18 protein-coding genes and 2 pseudogenes are annotated in these 20,069 nt (G+C 70.8%); 8 read left to right on the top strand and 12 right to left on the bottom strand.

Features of this window, described 5'->3' with window-relative positions:
* Positions 1-144 precede the first annotated feature (144 nt).
* From SK095_RS17990 to SK095_RS17975, 4 genes and pseudogenes are all read right to left on the bottom strand, one after another.
* Positions 145-342: pseudogene (locus tag SK095_RS17990) on the bottom strand (MoaF N-terminal domain-containing protein); the annotation flags it as partial.
* An 85-nt stretch (positions 343-427) separates the two neighbouring features.
* Positions 428-601: pseudogene (locus tag SK095_RS17985) on the bottom strand (helix-turn-helix domain-containing protein); the annotation flags it as partial.
* Between the two features lie 245 nt (positions 602-846).
* A complete protein-coding gene (locus SK095_RS17980) occupies positions 847-1,206 on the bottom strand; it encodes a cupin domain-containing protein (RefSeq protein WP_136489359.1) in 360 nt (119 codons plus the stop codon).
* A gap of 33 nt (positions 1,207-1,239) precedes the next feature.
* Positions 1,240-2,538 carry an FAD-binding oxidoreductase gene (locus SK095_RS17975; protein WP_320547045.1) on the bottom strand — a complete coding sequence of 433 codons (1,299 nt, stop codon included), beginning with the start codon at positions 2,536-2,538 and terminating at the stop codon, positions 1,240-1,242.
* Positions 2,539-2,868: 330 nt separating this feature from the next.
* On the opposite strand from SK095_RS17975, the gene SK095_RS17970 reads away from it, so the two are divergent.
* A complete protein-coding gene (locus tag SK095_RS17970; protein ID WP_320547044.1) occupies positions 2,869-4,284 on the top strand; it encodes an APC family permease in 1,416 nt (471 codons plus the stop codon).
* 221 nt (positions 4,285-4,505) lie between these two features.
* Positions 4,506-5,456, top strand: coding sequence for a transcriptional regulator FeaR (gene feaR, locus SK095_RS17965; RefSeq protein WP_320547043.1), 951 nt, complete (start codon positions 4,506-4,508; stop codon positions 5,454-5,456).
* Between the two features lie 89 nt (positions 5,457-5,545).
* Here feaR and SK095_RS17960 read toward each other — a convergent pair whose 3' ends face one another.
* Both SK095_RS17960 and SK095_RS17955 read right to left on the bottom strand, forming a co-directional pair.
* Positions 5,546-6,757, bottom strand: coding sequence for an aspartate aminotransferase family protein (locus tag SK095_RS17960; protein ID WP_320547042.1), 1,212 nt, complete (start codon positions 6,755-6,757; stop codon positions 5,546-5,548).
* Entirely contained in the window at positions 6,750-7,454 is a 705-nt protein-coding gene (locus SK095_RS17955) for an MOSC domain-containing protein (RefSeq protein ID WP_320547041.1), read from the bottom strand. Before SK095_RS17955 ends, SK095_RS17960 begins: the two co-directional genes overlap by 8 nt.
* 100 nt (positions 7,455-7,554) lie before the next feature.
* Here SK095_RS17955 and SK095_RS17950 point away from each other — a divergent pair, with 100 nt between their 5' ends.
* The gene (locus SK095_RS17950; protein WP_320547040.1) at positions 7,555-8,433 is read left to right on the top strand and encodes a LysR substrate-binding domain-containing protein; all 879 of its coding nucleotides are present in this window, start codon (positions 7,555-7,557) and stop codon (positions 8,431-8,433) included.
* 318 nt (positions 8,434-8,751) lie between these two features.
* Here the strand turns inward: SK095_RS17950 and SK095_RS17945 are convergent, their stop codons facing one another.
* Positions 8,752-10,557, bottom strand: a complete 1,806-nt coding sequence (locus SK095_RS17945) for an acyl-CoA dehydrogenase C-terminal domain-containing protein (RefSeq protein ID WP_320547039.1) — start codon at positions 10,555-10,557, stop codon at positions 8,752-8,754.
* Between the two features lie 144 nt (positions 10,558-10,701).
* Between SK095_RS17945 and SK095_RS17940 the strand changes: the two genes are divergently transcribed.
* Positions 10,702-11,592: a hypothetical protein gene (locus SK095_RS17940; RefSeq protein WP_320547038.1), complete on the top strand. Its 891-nt coding sequence runs from the start codon at positions 10,702-10,704 to the stop codon at positions 11,590-11,592.
* A gap of 4 nt (positions 11,593-11,596) precedes the next feature.
* Here SK095_RS17940 and bioD read toward each other — a convergent pair whose 3' ends face one another.
* The 5 genes from bioD to bioB all read right to left on the bottom strand — a co-directional run bounded on the left by bioD (position 11,597) and on the right by bioB (position 16,342).
* A complete protein-coding gene (gene bioD / locus SK095_RS17935; protein WP_320547037.1) occupies positions 11,597-12,280 on the bottom strand; it encodes a dethiobiotin synthase in 684 nt (227 codons plus the stop codon).
* 131 nt (positions 12,281-12,411) lie between these two features.
* A complete protein-coding gene (bioC, locus tag SK095_RS17930; RefSeq protein WP_320547036.1) occupies positions 12,412-13,209 on the bottom strand; it encodes a malonyl-ACP O-methyltransferase BioC in 798 nt (265 codons plus the stop codon).
* Positions 13,210-13,299: 90 nt separating this feature from the next.
* The gene (locus SK095_RS17925; RefSeq protein WP_320547035.1) at positions 13,300-14,022 is read right to left on the bottom strand and encodes an alpha/beta fold hydrolase; all 723 of its coding nucleotides are present in this window, start codon (positions 14,020-14,022) and stop codon (positions 13,300-13,302) included.
* A 5-nt stretch (positions 14,023-14,027) separates the two neighbouring features.
* Positions 14,028-15,200, bottom strand: coding sequence for an 8-amino-7-oxononanoate synthase (gene bioF, locus SK095_RS17920; protein WP_320548922.1), 1,173 nt, complete (start codon positions 15,198-15,200; stop codon positions 14,028-14,030).
* An 86-nt stretch (positions 15,201-15,286) separates the two neighbouring features.
* On the bottom strand, positions 15,287-16,342 hold the full coding sequence (bioB, locus tag SK095_RS17915) for a biotin synthase BioB (RefSeq protein ID WP_201486444.1): 1,056 nt from the start codon (positions 16,340-16,342) through the stop codon (positions 15,287-15,289).
* 111 nt (positions 16,343-16,453) lie between these two features.
* Here bioB and SK095_RS17910 point away from each other — a divergent pair, with 111 nt between their 5' ends.
* The 4 genes from SK095_RS17910 (at position 16,454) to rarD (ending at position 19,485) form a co-directional block, all read left to right on the top strand.
* Positions 16,454-17,197, top strand: coding sequence for a ComF family protein (locus tag SK095_RS17910; protein ID WP_414153858.1), 744 nt, complete (start codon positions 16,454-16,456; stop codon positions 17,195-17,197).
* Between the two features lie 60 nt (positions 17,198-17,257).
* On the top strand, positions 17,258-17,437 hold the full coding sequence (locus SK095_RS17905) for a hypothetical protein (protein WP_136489373.1): 180 nt from the start codon (positions 17,258-17,260) through the stop codon (positions 17,435-17,437).
* A 47-nt stretch (positions 17,438-17,484) separates the two neighbouring features.
* Positions 17,485-18,459 (top strand): serine/threonine protein kinase, encoded by a 975-nt coding sequence (locus tag SK095_RS17900; protein ID WP_136489374.1) that lies wholly within the window; start codon positions 17,485-17,487, stop codon positions 18,457-18,459.
* 129 nt (positions 18,460-18,588) lie between these two features.
* On the top strand, positions 18,589-19,485 hold the full coding sequence (gene rarD / locus SK095_RS17895; protein WP_136489375.1) for an EamA family transporter RarD: 897 nt from the start codon (positions 18,589-18,591) through the stop codon (positions 19,483-19,485).
* The last annotated feature ends 584 nt before the right edge of the window (positions 19,486-20,069 follow it).

The following is a 20,069-nucleotide window of genomic DNA, read 5'->3' as shown; positions in this document are numbered from 1 at the left end:
CAGCGTCGCTTGCACGGAAATCCCTCCCGGTCCCCAGGCATGGACCTCGAAGCACTTCGCTGCGGGTTCGCGTTATCCCTGCACGATGCCATTAACCCATGCTCGCGATACGCCAGCTTGCACCTCCCTGCCAGCAGACTTTGCTGAGCGTGCCAGGGCGCCCTGGCAAGAGTGGCCGTCGGCGGCGTGCCAGTGCAGGCGGTCGGTCTCGAAGCGGTGCTCGATCGTCCAGCCGTTGGCGAAGTTCAGGGTCAGGCGCCGGCCGGCCAGGTCGGCCAGGGCGGGGAGGATGAAGCCCTCGGCCAGGGCGCCTACGGTGATCCAGTCGGAGTTGCTGCTCATGGGAGGTTGCCTCGGTGGGCGAAGGACGTCGCCATGCTGGCGGAGCGTTCGCCCGCGCGACATCAACCGGATGGTTGAGTCGCGCCTAGAGGAACAGCCGGGCGACCAGCTCGGTGCGGTTGCGTGCGCCGACCTTGCGGAACAGGTTGAGCAGATGGGTCTTCACCGTCGGCAGGCCGATGCCCAGTTGCCGCGCCAGCAGCTTGTTGCTGGCGCCGTCGCGCAGCAGCAGGGCGATCTGCCGCTCGCGGGCGGTGAGCTGGGGCGGTTCGTCCGCCGGCACGTCGGGCAGGGTCGCGGCGGCCATCTGCATCGGCGCGTGCATGCCCTGCAACAGGAAGTCGCGGGCCTCGAGCGTGGCGTCGATGAGGTAGAACACGGCGCAGCGCGCCGGCACGGCCTGCATGAAGGCCTGCAGGCAGTGCCGGCCGAAGGTGCTGGGAGTCATGGCGTCCTCCCCGGCGGATAGGAAACGGGCCGCCCGCGCGGACGGCCCGGGATGGCTCAGACCACCGCGAGGTAGTGCTTGACGAAGGCCTCGCTGGTCACGTCCCACAGCACCGGGGTGCCCTTCTCGACGAACCAGCTGTCGCCGGCCTTGTAGGTGGTGGTCTTGCCGCTGGCCTCGTCGGTCAGGGTCACCTCGCCGCTGACCACGGTGGCCTGCTCGTTGAACGGGTAGACCATGCGGAACTTGCTCCTGGTCACGCCGAAGTAGGCGGAGCTGACCGGGTCGGTCGGCGCGCCGAAGGTCATCTTGCCGAAGGCCTTGCCCTCGCCTTCGAGAATCTCCGAGCCGAGGTCGGCCACGGTGCCCCAGGCGTCCAGTTCGGCGATGGTGGTGCCTTGCTTGATCGGATACATCAGTCGGTCCTCACACAATGAATGGTTCAACTGTCAGCGGCGGCCGGTCCAGTAGCCGGAGGCCTGGTGCCAGCACTTGCCGCCGGTCAGCAGCAGGGAACGGAAGCGGTCCTTGCCGGGAATGCTCGGCCGGCGCACCGAGCTGATCAGGTCGTAGCGCGCCGAGCCCTCGCTCATGCCCTCGGCCAGCACCTTGCAGACGATGTGGCTGGGGGTGACGCCGAAGCCCGAGTAGCCCTGCACGAAGAAGGCGTTGGGCCGCCCCGGCAGCGCGCCGATCTGCGGGAACAGGTTGGCGCTGCAGGCCATCGGCCCGCCCCAGGCCAGGTCGATCTTCACGTCCTTGAGGTAGGGGAAGATCTTCAGCATCAGGTTGCGGTTCCAGGCCTTCAGGTCGCTGGGGATATGTTCGATCAGCGGGGTCGCCGAGCCGAACAGCAGGCGGTTCTCGTTGGTCACCCGGTAGTAGTCGATCACCGGGCGGATGTCGCTGTAGGCGCCGCGGATCGGGCTGATGCGCTCGATCAGCTCGTCGGACAGCGGCTCGGTCATGATCTGGAAGGCGTAGGTGTTGATGGTGCTGCGGTGCAGCTCGGGCTCCAGCTGGTTGAGGAAGCTGTCGCAGGCCCACAGCAGCTTGCTGGCGCGCACCGAGCCCTTGGCGGTGCGCACCTCGATGCGCTCGCCGTAACGGACTTCCAGCACCGGGCTGTATTCGAAGATCTTCACCCCGTGCCCGGCCAGCGCCTGGGCCTCGCCGAGCAGCAGGTTGAGCGAGTGCACGTGGCCGCCGCCCATGTGCAGCAGGCCGCAGCTGTAGGCGTCGGAGCCGACCAGGCGCCTGACCTCGGCACCGGTGACCAGGCCGATTTCCTGGTGCGGGGCGAGTTTCCTGAACTCGCCTTCCCAGGCGCGCAGGGTCTTCTCCTGGCGGGCGTTGAAGCCCATGTAGCCGTAGCCGTGGCGGAAGTCGGCGTCGATGCCGTACTTCTCGATGCGCGCCTTGATGATCTGCGCGCCCTGGTCGCTGATCTCGAAGATGCGGCGCAGGCCGTCCTCGCCGACGTCCGCCTTGATCGCCTCCAGATCGTGGCCGATGCCGGCCATCACCTGGCCGCCGTTGCGTCCGGAGCCGCCGAAGCCGATGTAGCGGCCTTCCAGCACGACGATGTTCCTGATGCCTTTTTCCGCCAGCTCGAGCGCGGTGTTGATGCCGGAGAAGCCGCCGCCGATCACCACCACGTCCGCGTCGAGATCGGCCGCCAGCGACGGGAAGCTCAGGTCGTATTTCTTGGTCGCCGTGTAGTAGGTCGGCGTTTCGATGTTGATCATGGCGCATTACCAGGGGGCGTTGGGATTGCCGGCCCGGAGCGCTGGGATCGCGCATCCGGATTGCCGCCTCGTTTCGTGAACCTATTAGGCCCCCCGTCCACCCGGGCGTCTTGCCCGGCGCTGCCAGATTTCTTGCCCGAGACTGCCAGCGCGTGCGCCCGGCAAGCACAGTCAAGAAGCTCGGCAGGCAGGAGCAAGACGCGCCCGCCGGGCCTGGCCAATGATCGATACGACTTCGTTCGACCCCACCGTCTGCAGCGATGCAGCAACGCGGCCGACGGGCACGACCGGCGCCAGGCGCCGCCCCCTCACCCGGAACGAGATACGCACATGAACAAGAGCACCGCGAGTGCCTCAGACACTCTTCTCCCCGACGCAGCCGGCAGCCCGGCACTGAAACGCGGCCTCGGCTTCGCCACCATGATCGCCATCTGCATTGGCGTGGTGGTGGTGCAGGGCAGCATGGTCAGCGCCCTGCAGGGCATCGGCTTCGGCGGCGCCGGTTTCCTCGCCGCCGCCGTGGTCGCCTTCCTGCTCGCCCAGTGCAACGCGCTGAGCTTTGCCGAGCTGTCGCTGATGTTCCCGCGCGCCGGCGGCACCCTCGGCAGCTACACCGAGGCGGCGCTCGGCCCGTTCCCGGCGATAGTCGCGGTGTACGCCGGCTACGTGGTGGTGGCGATGTTCGGCCTGTCGGCCGAGCTGCTGCTGGTCGATGCGGTGATCGGCCAGCTGTTCCCGGGCATGGTGCCGGAGCTGGTGGTGCCGCTGGGCATTCTCGGCGTGCTGACCCTGCTCAACATCCTCGGCACCGACGTGTTCGCCCGCCTGCAGAACGTCTTCACCTTCGCCATGGTCTGCGCCCTGCTGCTGGTCGGCCTGACCGCGGTCACCGGCAGCGCCAACCCGGCGCCGGCCGAACTCCCCGGCGCGGTGCAGTGGAGCTGGGACGGCATCCTCGACGGCAGCTTCCTCGGCCTGGTGGCGCTGGCCATGTGGCTGCTGGTCGGCGTCGAGTTCATCTGCCCGCTGATCCAGGAGGTGCGCAACCCCGAGCGCAACGTGCCGCGGGCGATGATGCTGTCGCTGTGCCTGATCTTCGCCATCTTCCTGCTGTTCTGCTGGGGCGCCAGCCGCTATCTGCCGCTGGACACCCTGACCGGCTCGCCACTGCCCTACCTGGACTACGTCGACGCGGTGTTCGGCAAGGCCGGGCTGATCGTCGCCACCGTGATGGCGGTGACCGCCACCTGCAGCACGGTCAACACCGTGCTCGCCTCGGTGCCGCGCATGCTGCACGGCATGGCGCTCAACGGCCAGTCGTTCCCGCAGCTCAAGCGCCTGCACCCGCGCTTCAACACGCCGTGGGTGGCGATCCTGTTCATGGCCGCGATCATCGCCCTGCCCTTCCTGCTGCTGGGCATCGACTCGATCATCCCGCTGCTGATCGCCGCCTCGACCAGCTGGCTGCTGGCCTACATCATCGCCCACCTCGACGTGATCGTCCTGCGCCGCCGCCAGCCCGACCTGGCGCGGCCGTTCCGCACGCCGTTCTACCCGCTGCCGCAGCTGCTCGGCATCCTCGGCATGGGCTACGTGGCGCTGAACAACTCGCCGTCGCCGGAGATGACCCAGACCGTCTACAGCCTGACCGGCGTGGTGCTGCTGATCGTCAGCGTGATCGCCGCGCTGTGGGTCAAGCTGGTGATGAAGCGTGGCCTGTTCCAGCCGGAGATGCCCAGGGGCTGAGTCGCCACACCCCAGAAAGTGTTACCGAAGGGCGCCCGCGGGCGCCCTTCGCGTTTTCGCACGCTTCCGTGAAGACCTCGGCAACGGCTCTGGGACGCGGCTTTGCCCCATACCAAAGGATGATGACCGGGCGTTGGCACGAAAATGGCTAACATGTTAACAATGTTACCGCCAACCATCCCGAGTGGCGGCCACCGCCCACAGTCCCCATGAGGTGCAGCGTGAACGGCTTCCACAGCACATCAGCGACGTTCGACCACTGGCTGCAGGACCTGCACCGCGTGTGCGGCCACTTCGAGGCCAGCCCGCCCGGGCGCGGCGAGCGCTTCGTCGGCGAGATCGCCCGCCACGACCACGGCGGCCTGGAGCTGGCGCACATCCGCACCAACGCGGGGCGCATCGCCCGCCAGCAGTGCCGCAGCGACCGCGGCGACGACCGCCACTGCTTCCTGGTGGTCAACCGCAGCGGCCACTCCGAGGTGCGCCAGGACAACGGCCGCATCCAGCTGGCGCCCGGCGACATGGCGCTGTTCGACTCCACCCGCGCCAGCGAGATCACCAGCGGCGACCTGATCGATCACGTGTCCTTCCACCTGTCGCGCGAGACGCTGTGCCGCCACTTCGCGCCCAACCAGCGACTGTTCGGCAAGCTCGACCTCGGCTCGACCAGCGGCCGCCTGCTGGCCAGCCTGGCCGGACAGATCCTTGCCGACGACAGCGGGCAGACCGCCGCCGACGAAGGCAGCGCCCTCCAAGAGGCGCTGATCGCCCTGCTGCTGCCGACCCTGCGCGGCAACGCGCCGGCGCGCAGCGAGCTGGGCGAGACGCCGCACGCCGCGCTGCTGCGCGACCAGGCGCAGCGCCTGATCGGCCAGCTGCTGCAGGAGGCGCAGCTCTCCCCGCAGTACCTGGCCGAGCGCCTGCACATCTCCATCCGCCAGCTGTACCGGCTGTTCGAGGACCAGGGCGACAGCGTCTGCCGCTACATCCAGCGCCAGCGCCTGCAGCGCAGCGCCGAGGATCTCGGCAACCCGCAGCTGCGCCACGAGTCGATCACCCAGATCGCCTTCAAGTGGGGCTTCGCCGACTCGGCGCACTTCAGCCGCGCGTTCAAGAAGCAGTTCGAGCTGTCGCCCAAGGACTACCGGCTGCAGCGCCAGACCACGCACTGAGCGCCGGGCGGGAATAAAAAACGCCCGGCACAGGGCGGGTGCCGGGCGAACAGGAGCCCGCGGGGAGCCCCTTCAGGGAAAGCTCGTGGTCAGGCGCTCGCCCGCTCCTCGCGCAGGCGCGCCTGGCTGACCCGCACCAGCGCGCGCTCCAGGCGGCGCAGCATCTCGTCGATGTTGGCGTGGCTGACCGTCAGCGCCGGCGAGAAGCGCAGCACGTGCGGCTGCGGTGCGTTGAGCAACAGGCCCTCGTCCAGCGCCGCGCGCACCACCGCCGGCGCCGCCAGGCGCTGCAGCGGCAGCCCCCAGAGCAGGCCCTGGCCGCGCAGCGGGCCGTGGCCATGGCGGCGCGCCAGCTGCGCCAGGCCGTCGCGCAGGTGCTCGCCCAGCTCGCGCACCTGCTCGAGGAAGCCCGGCTCCAGCAGGGTCTTCAGCACCGCCAGGCCCGCCGCCAGCATCAGCGCGTTGCCGTGGTGGGTGCCGCCCTGCTCGCCCGGCTCCAGGCAGCAGGCGTTGCCGCGCGCCAGCACGGCGGCCAGCGGCACGCCGCCCCCCAGGCCCTTGCCGAGGGTGACGATGTCGGCGCGCACGCCGTACAGCTCCTCGGCGAGCAGCGCGCCGCAGCGGCCCATGCCGGTCTGCACCTCGTCGAGGATCAGCAGCACGCCGCGCGCGCGGCACAGGCGCTCGGCGCCCTGCAGGTAGTCGAGGGTCGCCGGGATCACCCCGGCCTCGCCCTGCACCGGCTCCAGCATCACCGCCACGGTATGCGCATCGACCGCCTGGGCCAGCGCCTCCAGATCGTTGTAGGGCACCTTCTCGAAGCCCGGCAGCTTGGGCTCGAACAGCTGCTGGAAGGCCGGCTTGCCGGAGGCGGACATGGCGCCGAGGGTACGGCCGTGGAAGCTGTGCCGGGCGGTGACTATGGTGAAGGCGCCGTCGCGGTGGCGCTGGCCCCACTTGCGCGCCAGCTTGATCGCCCCCTCGCAGGCCTCGGCGCCGCTGCCCACGAAGTAGGCCTGGTCGCTGCCGGTGGACTCGCACAGGCGGCCGGCCAGCTTGAGCAGGCCGGGATGCTGGAAGGCCGAACCGCTGTTGAGCAGCCGCTCGGCCTGGCGCTTGAGCGCCTCGACCACCACGCTCGGACTGTGGCCGAGGCTGTTGGCCGCCCAGCCCTGGGTGAAGTCGAGGTAGGCGCGGCCCTCGCTGTCCCACAGCCAGGAGCCCTGGCCGCGCACGAAGACCTGCTCGGGACGCACCACGCTGGGCATCAGGCGCAGGCTGGCGAGGGCATCGTCACGCATGGTCGGCGCCCTCGGCGGCCGGCTGCGCGCTGGCGCGGCCGTACAGGCGCGGCTGCCAGTCCTCCAGCTCGCCGCTGGCCAGGCGCCGCGCGGCGATCCGCCGCCACTCGCTGCCCAGCGCGTCGCAGGCCAGCATCTGGCGCAGGGCGCTGCGCTGCAGCGGTTCGTGGACGAACCAGGCGAGCAGCCGCGCCACGCTGAGTTCCGGGTAGTGGCGCTGCACCAGCTGCAGCGGCGCCCGGGTGTCGATCAGGCCGGGGCGCCGCACCCGGTAGAACCAGCCGCAGCGACCGCTGTCCTGCAGCAGGGGCGGCAGCTCGGCCAGGTTCCAGCGTTGCGCCAGGCGATAGTCGGGCAGGCACGGCTGGCTGACCTCCAGCAGCGCCTCGCCCCAGCGCACCAGGTCGCCGATGCAGATCTCGGCCTCGCCGACGCCGAAGGTGGAGAGGTTCTCGCCGCAGGCCGCCGGGCGCCACTTGTGCAGCGGGAAGCGCTTGCGCCAGTGGCGGTAGTGCTCGGCCGGGTAGTGCAGCAGGGCGCAATCGGCCGCGCCGGGGTGGCGGCGGCGCGCCAGCTCGTCGCCCGGCAGGCCGTCGCCGGCCAGCCAGCATTCGCCGTCCAGCCGGCGCACCTCGGTGCTGCTGGAAGCCTCTTCGACTTTGCCTATGAAAACTTCCCGAATCCGCAGGCTGTGCATGGTCCTGCAATCCCCTGTTGGCGCTTGATGGACGCTAGACTAGGGCTCGGCTGGCCTGCGGGCCATTTCGATTTGCCAGCATTTGAAATAGGTTTTCCTTATGGATTTCCGCCAGCTTCGCTACTTCGTCGCGGTCTACGAGGAGGGCCATGTCGGCCGCGCCGCCGAGCGCCTGAGCATCTCCCAGCCGGCGCTGTCGCAGCAGATCCGCCAGCTGGAGGGCGAGCTGGAGGTGGCGCTGTTCCAGCGCGGCGGCAAGCGCCTGCTGCCGGCGCCGGCGGCACACACCCTCTACCACCACGCGCTGCCGCTGCTCGACGGCCTGGAGCGCTGCCGCGAGGCCATGCGCGCGTTCCGCGGCCAGGCGCCGCGCAGCCTGGCCATCGGCGTGCTGCAGACGGTCAACGCCAGCCTGGTGCCGCTGCTGCTGGAGCGCCTGCGCGCCCTGCAGCCGCAGCTGGTGGTGCAGATCTACGAGCTGTCGGGGATCGACATCGAGCGGCGCCTGCTCACCGGCAGCCTGGACGTCGGCATCGGCTTCCTGCCGCCGCGCCAACCGGGGCTGCACAGCCTGCTGCTGTACGAGGACGAGCTGCAGCTGGTGATCGCCGCCGACCATCCGCTGCGCGAGTTCCGCAAGGTGTCGCTGGCCCAGGCCGCCGAGCTGCCGATGCTGCTGCTCGGCGAGGAATTCCGCATCCGCCAGATCTGGCAGGAGCAGCTCAGCGCCATCGGCCGCCGGCCGCGGGTGCAGGCCGAGCTGAACCAGATGGGCGGCATCCTCGACAGCCTGCCGCACACCCGGCTGGCCTCGGTGCTGCCCGGCCGCGCGCGCCAGGTGCAGGGCCACGCGCAGCTGCTGTGGAAGCCGCTCAGCGAGCCGCGTATCCCGCTGCAGGTGGGCCTGGTGTATCGCGACGCGCAGCGCCAGCAGGCGACCCTGGAGCTGCTGCGCTCGGTGCTCGAAGGCGGGATCTGAGACGTCCTGCCGACGCTCCGCGCGGGTGCAACAGCGAGTGCAGCGGCAGGTGCAGAGGCGGCGGGCGGAAAAATCGCGGGCAAAAGAAAACCCCGCCGAAGCGGGGTTCTTGCAGACCGTGTCCTGACATCCGTGATCGCCCCACCATCCTGATGGGATCCCTGTTATCCATGTTCTGATTCGCGCTTCCTGCGCCAAGTCCAGATGTGCTTAGGTTAGTTGCCGGGCCGGGGAGTTCCTAGGGCGGTTAGCCCCCACGCTGTGTAAGCCTATGCCTACACATGGCCAGCATCGACCGGCGCAGCAGCCGGGCGATGCTCAATGGCCGAGTTCGAACTCCTCCTCGGCCATCGCCATCAGGCTGCCGGCGCCGGCCTGGATGCAGGCCACGTGGCTGCGGGTGCGCGGCAGGATGCGCTGGAAGTAGAAGCGCGCGGTGTGCAGCTTGGCGCGGTAGAAGGCGGCCTCGTCCGTGCCGGCGGCCAGCTTGGCCTGCGCCACGCGCGCCATGTCGGCCCAGAAGTACGCCAGGCAGGCGTAGCCGGAGTACATCAAATAGTCCACCGCCGCCGCGCCGACCTCCTCGCGGTCCTGCACGGCCTTCATGCCGATCTGCATGGTCAACTCGCCCCACTCCTTGTTCAGCTGGGCCAGCGGCGCGACGAACTCGGCGAGCGCCGCGTCGCCCTCGTGGGCCTTGCAGAACCTGTGGACGACCCTGGTGAAGGCCTTGAGCGTCTCGCCCTGGGTCAGCAGCACTTTGCGGCCGAGCAGGTCGAGAGCCTGGATGCCGGTGGTGCCCTCGTACATCAGCGCGATGCGGCTGTCGCGGGCGTTCTGCTCCATGCCCCACTCGGCGATGTAGCCGTGGCCGCCGAACACCTGCATGCCGAGGCTGGCGCTCTCGAAGCCGGTCTCGGTGGCGAAGGCCTTGGCGATCGGGGTGACGAAGGCCAACAGGGTGTCCGCCTCCTTGCGCGCCGCCTCGTCGCTGCTGTAGCGCACCACGTCGACCAGCCTGGCGGCGTAGTAGATCAGCGCGCGGTTGCCCTCGGCGAAGGCCCTGATGGTCAGCAGCATGCGCCGCACGTCGGGGTGGACGATGATCGGGTCGGCCGGCTTGTCCGGCGCCTTGGGTCCGCTCAGCGCGCGCATCTGCAGGCGCTCGCGGGCGTACTTCACTGCGCCCTGGAAGGCCACCTCGGCGTGCGCCAGGCCCTGCAGGGCGGTGCCGATGCGGGCGGTGTTCATGAAGGTGAACATGCACTTGAGGCCCTCGTTGGCCGGGCCGATCAGCCAGCCGGTGGCGCCGTCGAAGTTCATCACGCAGGTGGCGTTGCCGTGGATGCCCATCTTGTGTTCCAGCGAGCCGCAGGACAGCGCGTTGCGCGGGCCGATTCCGCCATCCGCCGCGGGCAGGAACTTGGGCACGATGAACAGCGAGATGCCCTTGGTGCCGGCCGGGGCGTCGGGCAGGCGGGCGAGGACGATGTGCACGATGTTGTCGGCCAGGTCGTGCTCGCCGGCGGAGATGAAGATCTTGGTGCCGCTGATCTTGTAGGAACCGTCGGCCTGCGGCTCGGCGCGGGTGCGCAACAGGCCGAGGTCGGAGCCGCAGTGCGGCTCGGTCAGGCACATGGTGCCGGTCCACTCGCCGCTCACCAGCCTGGGCAGATAGGCCGCCTTCTGCTCTTCCGTGCCGTGCGCCGACAGGGTGTTCATCGCGCCGTGGGCCAGCCCCGGGTACATGCCCCAGGCCCAGTTGGCCTCGCCGACCAGCTCGCTGACCACCAGGCCGAGCGACTCCGGCAGGCCCTGGCCGCCGTGCTCCGGCTCGTGGGCCAGGCTCGGCATGCCCAGCTCGACATACTGGCGGTAGGCCTCCCTGAAGCCGCTCGGGGTCTTCACCCCCTCCGCCGTCCAGGTGCAGCCCTCGAGGTCGCCGACCCTGTTGAGCGGCGCCAGCACCTCCTCGCAGAACTGCGCGGTCTGCTCGAGGATGGCGTCGACCACGTCGGGAGTGGCGTCCTGGCAGGCGGGCAGGCTCTGGTAGTGCTGCGGGTAGCCGAGCAGCTCGTCGCGGACGAAGCGCAGATCGCGCAGGGGGGCCTTGTAGTCGGGCATGGTGATCGTCCTCTGAAACCGTCTGTCGTTGCTCGACAGTATGGCCGATCGCCCCGCTCGGCAAGCCGTTCGGCGCCGGCGGCCGCTCCGGCCGCGGCGGGCACCTATGCTTTCCGGGCGGCACGGCGCGGGGGAGGCACACCCATGGTCGCGGACCGGGCGCCTCGCGGGGGCGCCGACAAACGGTGGCTGGCGCTGCTGGTCGCCCTGCTGTTCGCCTCGCTGGCGGCGGCGCAGGATGCCGCCAGCCTGCAGGCGCGCCATGCCGCCCTGCGCGAGCAGCTGGACAGCAACCCGTACCGGCGCCCGCTGCACATCGCCTCGCAGGTCGGCGACGGCACCCTGCAGGGCGACGTCCACGCCCGCTTCGGGCAGCCCTTCGCCTTGCTCGGCGCGGCGCTGCAGGACGTCGGCCACTGGTGCGACATCCTTATCCTGCATCCCAACGTCAAGGGCTGCCGGGTGCGGCCCGGCGAGCGGCTCGAACTCAACCTCGGGCGCAAGTTCGAGCAGCCGCTGGACGACACCCAGCCGTTCGCCTTCCGCTTCCGCGTGCTGAGCGCGCGCTCCGACTACCTGGCGCTGGCGCTGGACGCCGACAGCGGGCCGCTGGGCACCAGCGAGCACCGCATGCGCGTGGAGCTGGCGGCCCTCGACGCACAGCGCAGCTTCCTGCACCTGTCCTACGCCCATGCCTACGGCCTGCGCGCGCGCCTGGCCATGCAGGGCTACCTGATGACCCTCGGCCGCGACAAGCTGGGCTTCAGCGTCGTCGGCCGCGACGAGCACGGCCAGCCGATCCACGTCGACGGCCTGCGCGGCGTGGTCGAGCGCAACGTGATGCGCTACTACCTGGCCATCGAGGCCTACCTCGACGCCCTGGCGGCGCCGCCGGCCGTGCAGGCCGAACGGCGCCTGCAGCTGTGGCACGCCGGGGTCAGCCGCTACCCGCGCCAGCTGCAGGAGCCCGCACTGGACGAATACCTGCAGATGAAGCGCCGCGAGATCCAGCGCCAGCAGGTGCCGGCGCGCTGACGACTCAGAGCCGCAGCGGCGCCAGGTCGAGATGCGCGGCGACCGCCGCCGGCGAGGCCTCGGCCAGACGCGGCACGCGGCCCAGGCAGGGTGCCGGCAGGCGCTCGGTCAGCGTGGCGAGGTTCTCGTCGAGCCGCGAGGTGGCCGGATCGACCAGGTTGGCCACCCAGCCGGCCAGGTTCAGGCCGTCGCGGGCGATCGCCTCGGCCGTCAGCACGGCGTGGTTGATGCAGCCCAGGCGCACGCCGACCACCAGAATCACCGGCAGCCGCAGGGCCACGGCCAGATCGGACAGGCTCTCGCGACCGGCCAGCGGCACCCGCCAGCCGCCGGCGCCCTCGACCAGGGCGAAGTCGGCGCTGCGCGCCAGCACCTGGCGCACCGGCGGCAGCAGCGCGTCGACAGTCAGCTCGACACCCACCTCGCGCGCCGCCAGGTGCGGGGCGATGGCCGGCTCGAAGGCGAACGGATTGACCTCGGCATAGTCGAGCGCCAGCGAGCACTCGCCGAGCAGCGCCAGCGCGTCACCGTTGCGCAGCCCCTGCGGGGTGCGCTCGCAGCCGGAGGCCACCGGCTTGGCCGCCGCGGTGGACAGCCCGCGCGAGCGGGCAGCGTGCAGCAGGCCGGCGGCGATGGTGGTCTTGCCGATCTCGGTGTCGGTGCCGGCGATGAAGAAGGCGGCGGTCATGGTGGTGGTCCTCGGTAGTGATCGTGCCCACGCTCCTGCGTGGACACACAGCCAGGGACGCTCCCGCGTCCCGGACGCAGGAGCGCCCGTAGAGTCTGGCTCCCACGCAGGAGCGTGGGAGCCATCATGCATCACACCCGCCGCAGCACCCCATACACCACCTGCCAACTGGCCGGCAGGCCGTGGTCGTCGCGGAAGCGCTCGTAAGCCTCGACCAGTGCGCGCACCCGCGCGCGGCCGGTGAGGCCGCCGGGGCGGCCGGGGTTGAGGTTGTGGGCGCCGAGAGCCTTGAGCTCGTGGGTCAGCTGGCGCAGGTCGGCGTAGTGCAGCACCCGCCGCTCCGTCGCCAACTCGACCACTTCAAGACCGCTGGCGGCGCACAGCGCCCGGTAGTCCTCGAAGCGGCGGAAGCGGTTGACGTGGACGAAGCCGTCCACCGCCTGCCAGCTGTCGCGCAGCTCCTGCAGGGTGCCGACGCACAGGCTGCTGAAGGCGAACACGCCGCCCGGCGCCAGCACGCGGCGCGCCTCGCCCAGCACGGCGGCGAAGTCCGCGCACCACTGCAGGGCCAGGCTGGAGAAGATCATCTGCTGGCTGGCGGAGGCCAGCGGCAGGCGCTCGGCGTCACCGCAGACGAAGCGGCTGGCGCCGCCCAGCGGGCGGGCGTGGCGCAGCATGCCCTCGGCGATGTCCACCGCGGTGCCGCTGGCCTGCGGGAAGCGCGCGGCCAGCGCGCGACTGAAATGGCCGGTGCCGCTGCCCAGATCGACCCAACGCGCGGGCTGGCAATCGGCCGGCAGGCGCGCCAGCAGCTCGGCGCCGACCGCGCGCTGCAGCTCGGCGACGCTGTCGTAGCTGGCCGCGGCGCGCGAGAAGGAGGCGGCGACCTGGCGCTTGTCGGGCAGCGGGGCGCCCTGCGGATCAGTCATGGTCGAACTCTCGATGCCGTAGGGTGCGCCGCGCGCACCGAATGACCCGCAACGCCGGTCGGGATGCACCCAAGGTGCGCACGGCGCACCCTACGCATCTGCGGCCTCGCGGACGAACTCGGCGAGCAGCGCGGCCAGCGCCTGCGGCTGCTCGAGGACGCAGGCGTGGCCGCTGCCCTCCAGCAGGTCGACCTCGCCGGCCGGCAGCAGCGCCAGCAGGGCCGCGGCCGCCTCGGCCGGCACCAGGGCGTCGGCATCGGCCAGCAGGTGCAGTTGCGGGCCGGCGAAACTCGCCAGCGCCGCGCGGTTGTCCAGCGCGGCCAGCACGTCGAGGCCGGCGAGCAGTTGCGCCGGCTCCTGCGCCGGCAGGCCCTGCTGCAGCTGGCGGCCCAGCGCGCGGGCCTCCGCGCCGCCCTGGGCGCAGAGCATGGCGAAGCGCCTGAGGGTGGCGGCGGCATCGGTCGCACAGCCGGCGCGGAAGGCGGCGAAGGTCGCCTCGTCCATGGCGCTCGGCCAGCCGTCGCGGGCGACGAAGCAGGCGTTGCTGGCCAGGGTGACGAGGCCCTGGCAGCGCGCGCCGCGCCGTGCGGCCAGCGCGCCGGCGAGCATGCCGCCCAGCGACCAGCCGCCCAGCCAGCAATCGGCGGGCAGGCGCGCGTCCAGCTCGGCCAGCCAGGCCGCGGGATCGGCGGACTCAAGCGCCGGCAGCTCGGCCAGCTCGGTCGGCAGGCCCTGTTCGTTGAGGGCGGCCACCAGCGGTTGCAGCGCGGCCGGGCCGAGGCCCCAGCCGGGCAGCAGGATCAGTCGGGTCATGGCGTTCATTCCTCCAGCGGCGGCAGCAGCGCCTGACATTCGCCCAGCGCTTCGAGCAGGCGCTCGAGCTGCGCGAAGCTGTGCGCGGCGGACAGGGTCACCCGCAGCCGCGCGGTGCCGGCCGGCACGGTGGGCGGGCGGATGGCGCCGACCATCAGGCCGCGCTCGCGCAGCAGGCGGGAAAACTCGACGGCGCGCGCGCTGTCGCCGATCAGCAGCGGCTGGATCGGCGTCGGGCTGTCCATCAGGGTCAGGCCCAGCTCGGCGGCGCCGGCGCGGAAGCGCGCGATCAGCGCGTTGAGGTGCTCGCGGCGCCAGCCTTCGGCGCGCAGCAGCTCGAGGCTTTTCAGGGTGGCGCAGGCCACCGCCGGCGGCTGGCTGGTGGTGTAGATGTACGGGCGGGCGAACTGGATCAGCGTCTCGATCAGTTCCTCGCTGCCGGCGACGAAGGCGCCGGCGGTGCCGAACGCCTTGCCGAGGGTGCCGACCAGCACCGGCACGTCGTCGAGCCCCAGGCCGAAGTGCTCGACGATGCCGCCGCCGCTGGCGCCCAGCGGGCCGAAGCCGTGGGCGTCGTCGACCATCAGCCAGGCGCCCTTCTGCTTCGCGGCGGCACACAGCGCCGGCAGGTCGGCGAGATCGCCGTCCATGCTGAACACGCCGTCGGTGACCACCAGGCTGTTGCCGCTCGCCTTGGCGAGGCGGCTGGCCAGGCTGGCCGCATCGTTGTGCAGGTAGCGCGAGAAGCGCGCGCCGGAGAGCAGGCCGGCGTCGAGCAGCGAGGCGTGGTTGAGGCGGTCCTCCAGCACGCTGTCGCCCTGGCCCACCAGCGCGGTCACCGCGGCGAGGTTGGCCATGTAGCCGGTGGAGAACAGCAGCGCGCGCGGCCGGCCGGTGAACTCGGCCAGCGCCTCTTCGAGTTCATGGTGCGGCTGGCTGTGGCCGATCACCAGGTGCGAGGCGCCGCCGCCGACGCCCCACTTTTCCGCACCCTGCTGCAGCGCGCGGATCACCTCGGGGTGATTGGCCAGGCCGAGGTAGTCGTTGGAGCAGAAGGCCAGCAGCTTCTGGCCGTCGACCACCACCTCCGGGCCCTGCGGGCTTTCGAGCAGCGGGCGCTGGCGGAACAGGTTGTCGGCGCGGCGGGCGGCGAGACGGGCGGCGAGGTCGAAGGGCACGGCGTGGCTCCAGGCGACAAACGGCATGCAGGGGCGAATTCATTCGCCCAGGGCGCGCCCAGGCGAATGAATTCGCCCCTACAGAATCAGACGGAAGCGGCGGCGTCGGTGAACAGCTGCGAATTGCGCTGCTCGACCAGCGCCTGCTCGATGGCGGCCTGGTGCACCTCGTCGGCGTGCTCCTCGCGGGCCTCGGGCTTGATGCCCAGGCGCTGGAACAGGCGCATGTCGCGCTCGGCCTCGGGGTTGCCGGTGGTCAGCAGCTTCTCGCCGTAGAAGATCGAGTTGGCGCCGGCGAGGAAGGCCAGGGCCTGCATCTGCTCGTTCATCTGCTCGCGACCGGCGGACAGGCGCACGTGCGACTGCGGCATAAGGATGCGCGCCACCGCCAGGGTGCGGATGAAGTCGAACGGATCGACGTCCTCGGCCTCGGCCAGCGGGGTGCCCTGGACCTTGACCAGCATGTTGATCGGCACCGACTCCGGGTGCTCCGGCAGGTTGGCCAGCTGGATCAGCAGGCCCAGGCGGTCGTCCAGCGACTCGCCCATGCCGAGGATGCCGCCGGAGCAGATCTTCATGCCTGCCTCGCGCACGTAGGACAGGGTCTGCAGGCGCTCGCTGTAGGTGCGGGTGGTGATGATGTTGCCGTAGAACTCCGGCGAGGTGTCGAGGTTGTGGTTGTAGTAGTCGAGGCCGGCGTCGGCCAGGGCCATGGTCTGCTCCTGGTCGAGGGTGCCGAGGGTCATGCAGGTCTCCAGGCCCAGCGCCTTGACGCCCTTGACCATCTCCAGCACGTAGGGCATGTCCTTGGCGCTCGGGTGCTTCCACGCCGCGCCCATGCAGAAGCGGGTCGAGCCGATGGCCTTGGCCTCGGCGGCGGCCTGCAGCACCTTCTGCACCTCCATCAGCTTTTCCTTGTCCAGGCCGGTGTTGTAGTGGCCGGACTGCGGGCAGTACTTGCAGTCTTCCGGGCAGGCGCCGGTCTTGATCGACAGCAGGGTCGATACCTGCACCTCGTTGGCGTTGAAGTGCTGGCGGTGCACGCCCTGGGCCTGGAAGATCAGGTCGTTGAACGGCTGGGTGAACAGGGCGCGGACCTCGTCGAGGGTCCAGTCGTGGCGCAGGGAAGCGTTGGCACTCATCGGGCGGTGTTCCTTGTTATGGGGACAGCACACCCCTGCTAGAGTGGCGGGGCGGCACGGATGCCGCATCTTCTCCGGGCAGCGGAGAGGCTGTCAACCGCAGGGAAAGGCATGGTTTACATCTGGACGAAATTCATACAACTCTTGCTGAGCCACGCTGCCGCCCTGCGCCGCCCCGGCGCCTGCATGCTCTGCGATGGCCCCGCCGACACCGCCCACGCCCTGTGCAGCGCCTGCCAGGACGAGCTGCCCTGGCTGGGGCCGCAGTGCAGCGTCTGCGCCCTGCCGCTGCCGGCGGCGGGCCTGACCTGCGCCGCCTGCCTGCGGCGTCCACCGAGCTTCGCGCGGGTCGAGGCGCCGTGGCGCTACGCCTTCCCGGTCGACGCGCTGGTCACCCGCTTCAAGCACCAGAGCGCCTGGCCCTTCGGTCGCCTGCTCGGCGCGCTGCTCGCAGAGCACCTGCGCCACGCCCATCTGGAAGGCCTGCCGCGCCCCGAACTGCTGCTGCCGGTGCCGCTGGCCCGCGCGCGCCTGCGCCGGCGCGGCTTCAACCAGGCGGCGCTGCTGGCGCGCTGGCTGGGCGAGGCCCTGCGCATCGAGGTGCGCGAGGATCTCGTGCTGCGCCCGCAGGACACCGCGGCCCAGCAGGGCCTGGACGCCGCGGCGCGCCGGCGCAACCTGCGCGGCGCCTTCGCCCTGGTCGATGCGCAGGCCCTCGCCGGCCGCCATGTCGCCCTGGTCGACGACGTGCTGACCACCGGCGCCACCGCCGAGGCGCTGGCACGCCTGCTGCGCCGGGCCGGCGCGACGCGGGTCGACGTCTACTGCCTGGCGCGCACCCCGGCGCCGGACTGACGGGCTACGCTGTGTGCAGAGGGAACGCATCAACCACATCAGGTCGGGGGAACAAAAGCCATGAGCATCGCCCACTGCCGGGAGTGTCACCGGGAAGTCGAGCGCCACGCCCGCCGCTGCCCGCACTGCAACGCGGAGATCCCCGGCGAGGGCAAGCTGCTGCTGCTCGCCAAGTACTGCCTGTTCTTCGTGATCCTCGGCGCTCTCATGTACGCCCTGTTCAACTTCATCGGCGGTTGACGCGACCGGCAGGGGGTACACTGCGGGCTCACCGACTGGAGCCCGCCATGAGCCACCCCTTCTCCGCCCTCACCCCCGACCTGGTGCTGGACGCCGTGGAAAGCCTCGGCTTTCTCAGCGACGCCCGCGTGCTGGCGCTGAACAGCTACGAGAACCGCGTCTACCAGGTCGGCATCGAGGGCGAGGTGCCGCTGATCGCCAAGTTCTACCGCCCCGGGCGCTGGAGCGATGCGGCGATCCGCGAGGAGCACGCCTTCAGCTTCGAGCTGGAAGCCCACGAGGTGCCGGTGGTGGCGCCGCTGCTGGTCGGCGGCGACAGCCTGTTCGAGCACGCCGGTTTCCGCTTCGCGCTGTTCCCGCGCCGCGGCGGCCACGCCCCGGAGCCGGGCGACCTGGACCAGCTGTACCGCTTCGGCCAGCTGCTCGGCCGCCTGCACGCCATCGGCGCCAGCCGGCCGTTCCAGCATCGCGAGGCGCTGACGGTGGCCAACTTCGGCCACGAGTCGCTGGCCACCCTGCTCGACGGCAACTTCATCCCGCGCAGCCTGCTGCCGGCCTACGAGTCGGTGGCGCGCGACCTGCTGGCGCGCCTGGATGCGCTGTTCGCCGCCACGCCCTACCAGGCGATCCGCCTGCACGGCGACTGCCACCCCGGCAACCTGCTGTACCGCGACGAGCGCTTCCACATCGTCGACCTCGACGACTGCCGCATGGGCCCGGCGGTGCAGGACCTGTGGATGCTGCTGGCCGGCGAGCGCCAGGAGCGCCTGCGCCAGATCAGCGAGCTGATCGACGGCTACCAGGAGTTCCACGACTTCGCCCCGCGCGAGCTGGCGCTGATCGAGGGCCTGCGCAGTCTGCGCCTGATCCACTACAGCGCCTGGCTGGCGCGGCGCTGGGACGACCCGGCGTTTCCCATGAGCTTTTCCTGGTTCGGCAGCGAGCGCTACTGGGGCGAGCAGGTGCTGACCCTGCGCGAGCAACTGGCGGCGCTCGACGAGGAACCGCTGCGCCTGTACTGAACTGTCAGGAAAAGCTGACGGCGGCGTGCCGGGCGGCCCGTGCCGGCACCGCGCCGCCACAGACAGCCACCCGGCCAGGCCCTAGAATGGTGCACTCATTTACTTAGCTTCCTAAGAATTGGAGCCGCCATGAGCACCGCCACCCCGCGCCGGGGGCTTGTCCTGGGCCTCACCGCCTACCTCATCTGGGGCCTGTTCCCGCTGTACTTCAAGGCCATCGAGCAGATCCCCGCCCTCGAGATCATCGTCCACCGCGTGCTCTGGTCGGCGCTGTGCGGCAGCCTGCTGCTGCTGGCCTGGAAGCATCCGGGCTGGTGGCGCGAGCTGCGCGACAACCCGCGCCGCCTCGCCATCCTCGCCGCCAGCGGCGCGCTGATCGCCACCAACTGGCTGACCTACGTGTGGGCGGTGAACAACGGCCACATGGTCGAGGCCAGCCTCGGCTACTACATCAACCCGCTGCTCAACGTGCTGCTGGCCATGCTGCTGCTCGGCGAGCGCCTGCGCCCGCTGCAGTGGCTGGCGGTGCTGCTGGCTGCCGCCGGGGTGGCCCAGCAGGTCTGGCAGCTCGGCAGCCTGCCGTGGATCTCCCTGCTGCTGGCGCTGTCGTTCGCCTTCTACGGCCTGATCCGCAAGCAGGCGCCGGTGGCGGCGCTGCCCGGCCTGGTGGTGGAGACCTGGCTGATGCTGCCGGCGGCGCTCGGCTGGCTGCTGCTGCATCCGGCCGCGCAGAGCGCCCAGCCCGGCTTCTGGAGCGGCAGCGACGCCCTGTGGCTGGCCGCCGCCGGGCCGGTGACGCTGATCCCGCTGGTCTGCTTCAACGCCGCCGCGCGGCACATGTCCTACGCCAGCCTCGGCTTCCTGCAGTACCTGGCGCCGACCCTGGTGCTGCTGCAGGCGGTGCTGCTGTTCGGCGAGCCGCTGCAGGGCCCGCAGCTGCTGGCCTTCGCCTGCATCTGGCTGGGCCTCGCCGTGTTCAGCCTCGACAGCCTGCGCGGACTGCGCCGCGCCGCCAGCCCCGCCTGATCGTTTTTCGATCAACACCCTGCAGGCCGCGCCAGCCGCGGCCTGCAGCGGACTGCCCCGAGGTTGTCCACAGGGTGGTTCACCTCCACTGTGCACAAGCGCCAGCGGCCGGGCTGTGCAGAAAATCGCCAGATCCCCTGCGCAGCCCGCGGCTGGCGCGGCCTGGCGATCCATCCCGAGCTTATCCACAGGCTGATCCCCCGCCGCTGTGGAAAACCCCGTGCCGACGTGCCCGCCGGGCGCTGATCAAGATTCGACCAATCGCCTGCAGGCCACGCCAGCCGTGGCCTGCAGCCAGCTGCGCGCAGCTTGTCCACACCCTGATCCACCTCCTGTGTGGACAACAATGGCCTGTGCACAGGGCCGCGAAAGCGGCTTTTCCACAGCTTGTGGAAAAAATCCTGCTCAAAAAACAGCCAGATGCCGCCAGGCCCCGCCGGCACTGGGCTGCAGCCAGCGCTCCAGAGGTTGTCCACAGGCGCATCCACGTCCGCCGTGCATAACCCCGGCGGCGCTGATCAAGAATCGACCGATCGCCTGCAGGTCGCGCCGCGCCTGGCCTGCAGCACTGTGCCCCATGCTTG

Source organism: Pseudomonas sp. AN-1 (assembly GCF_034057115.1).
GTDB lineage: Bacteria > Pseudomonadota > Gammaproteobacteria > Pseudomonadales > Pseudomonadaceae > Geopseudomonas.
Note: the sequence above shows the minus strand (reverse complement) of the source record. Positions and strands in the feature narration are given on the sequence as shown.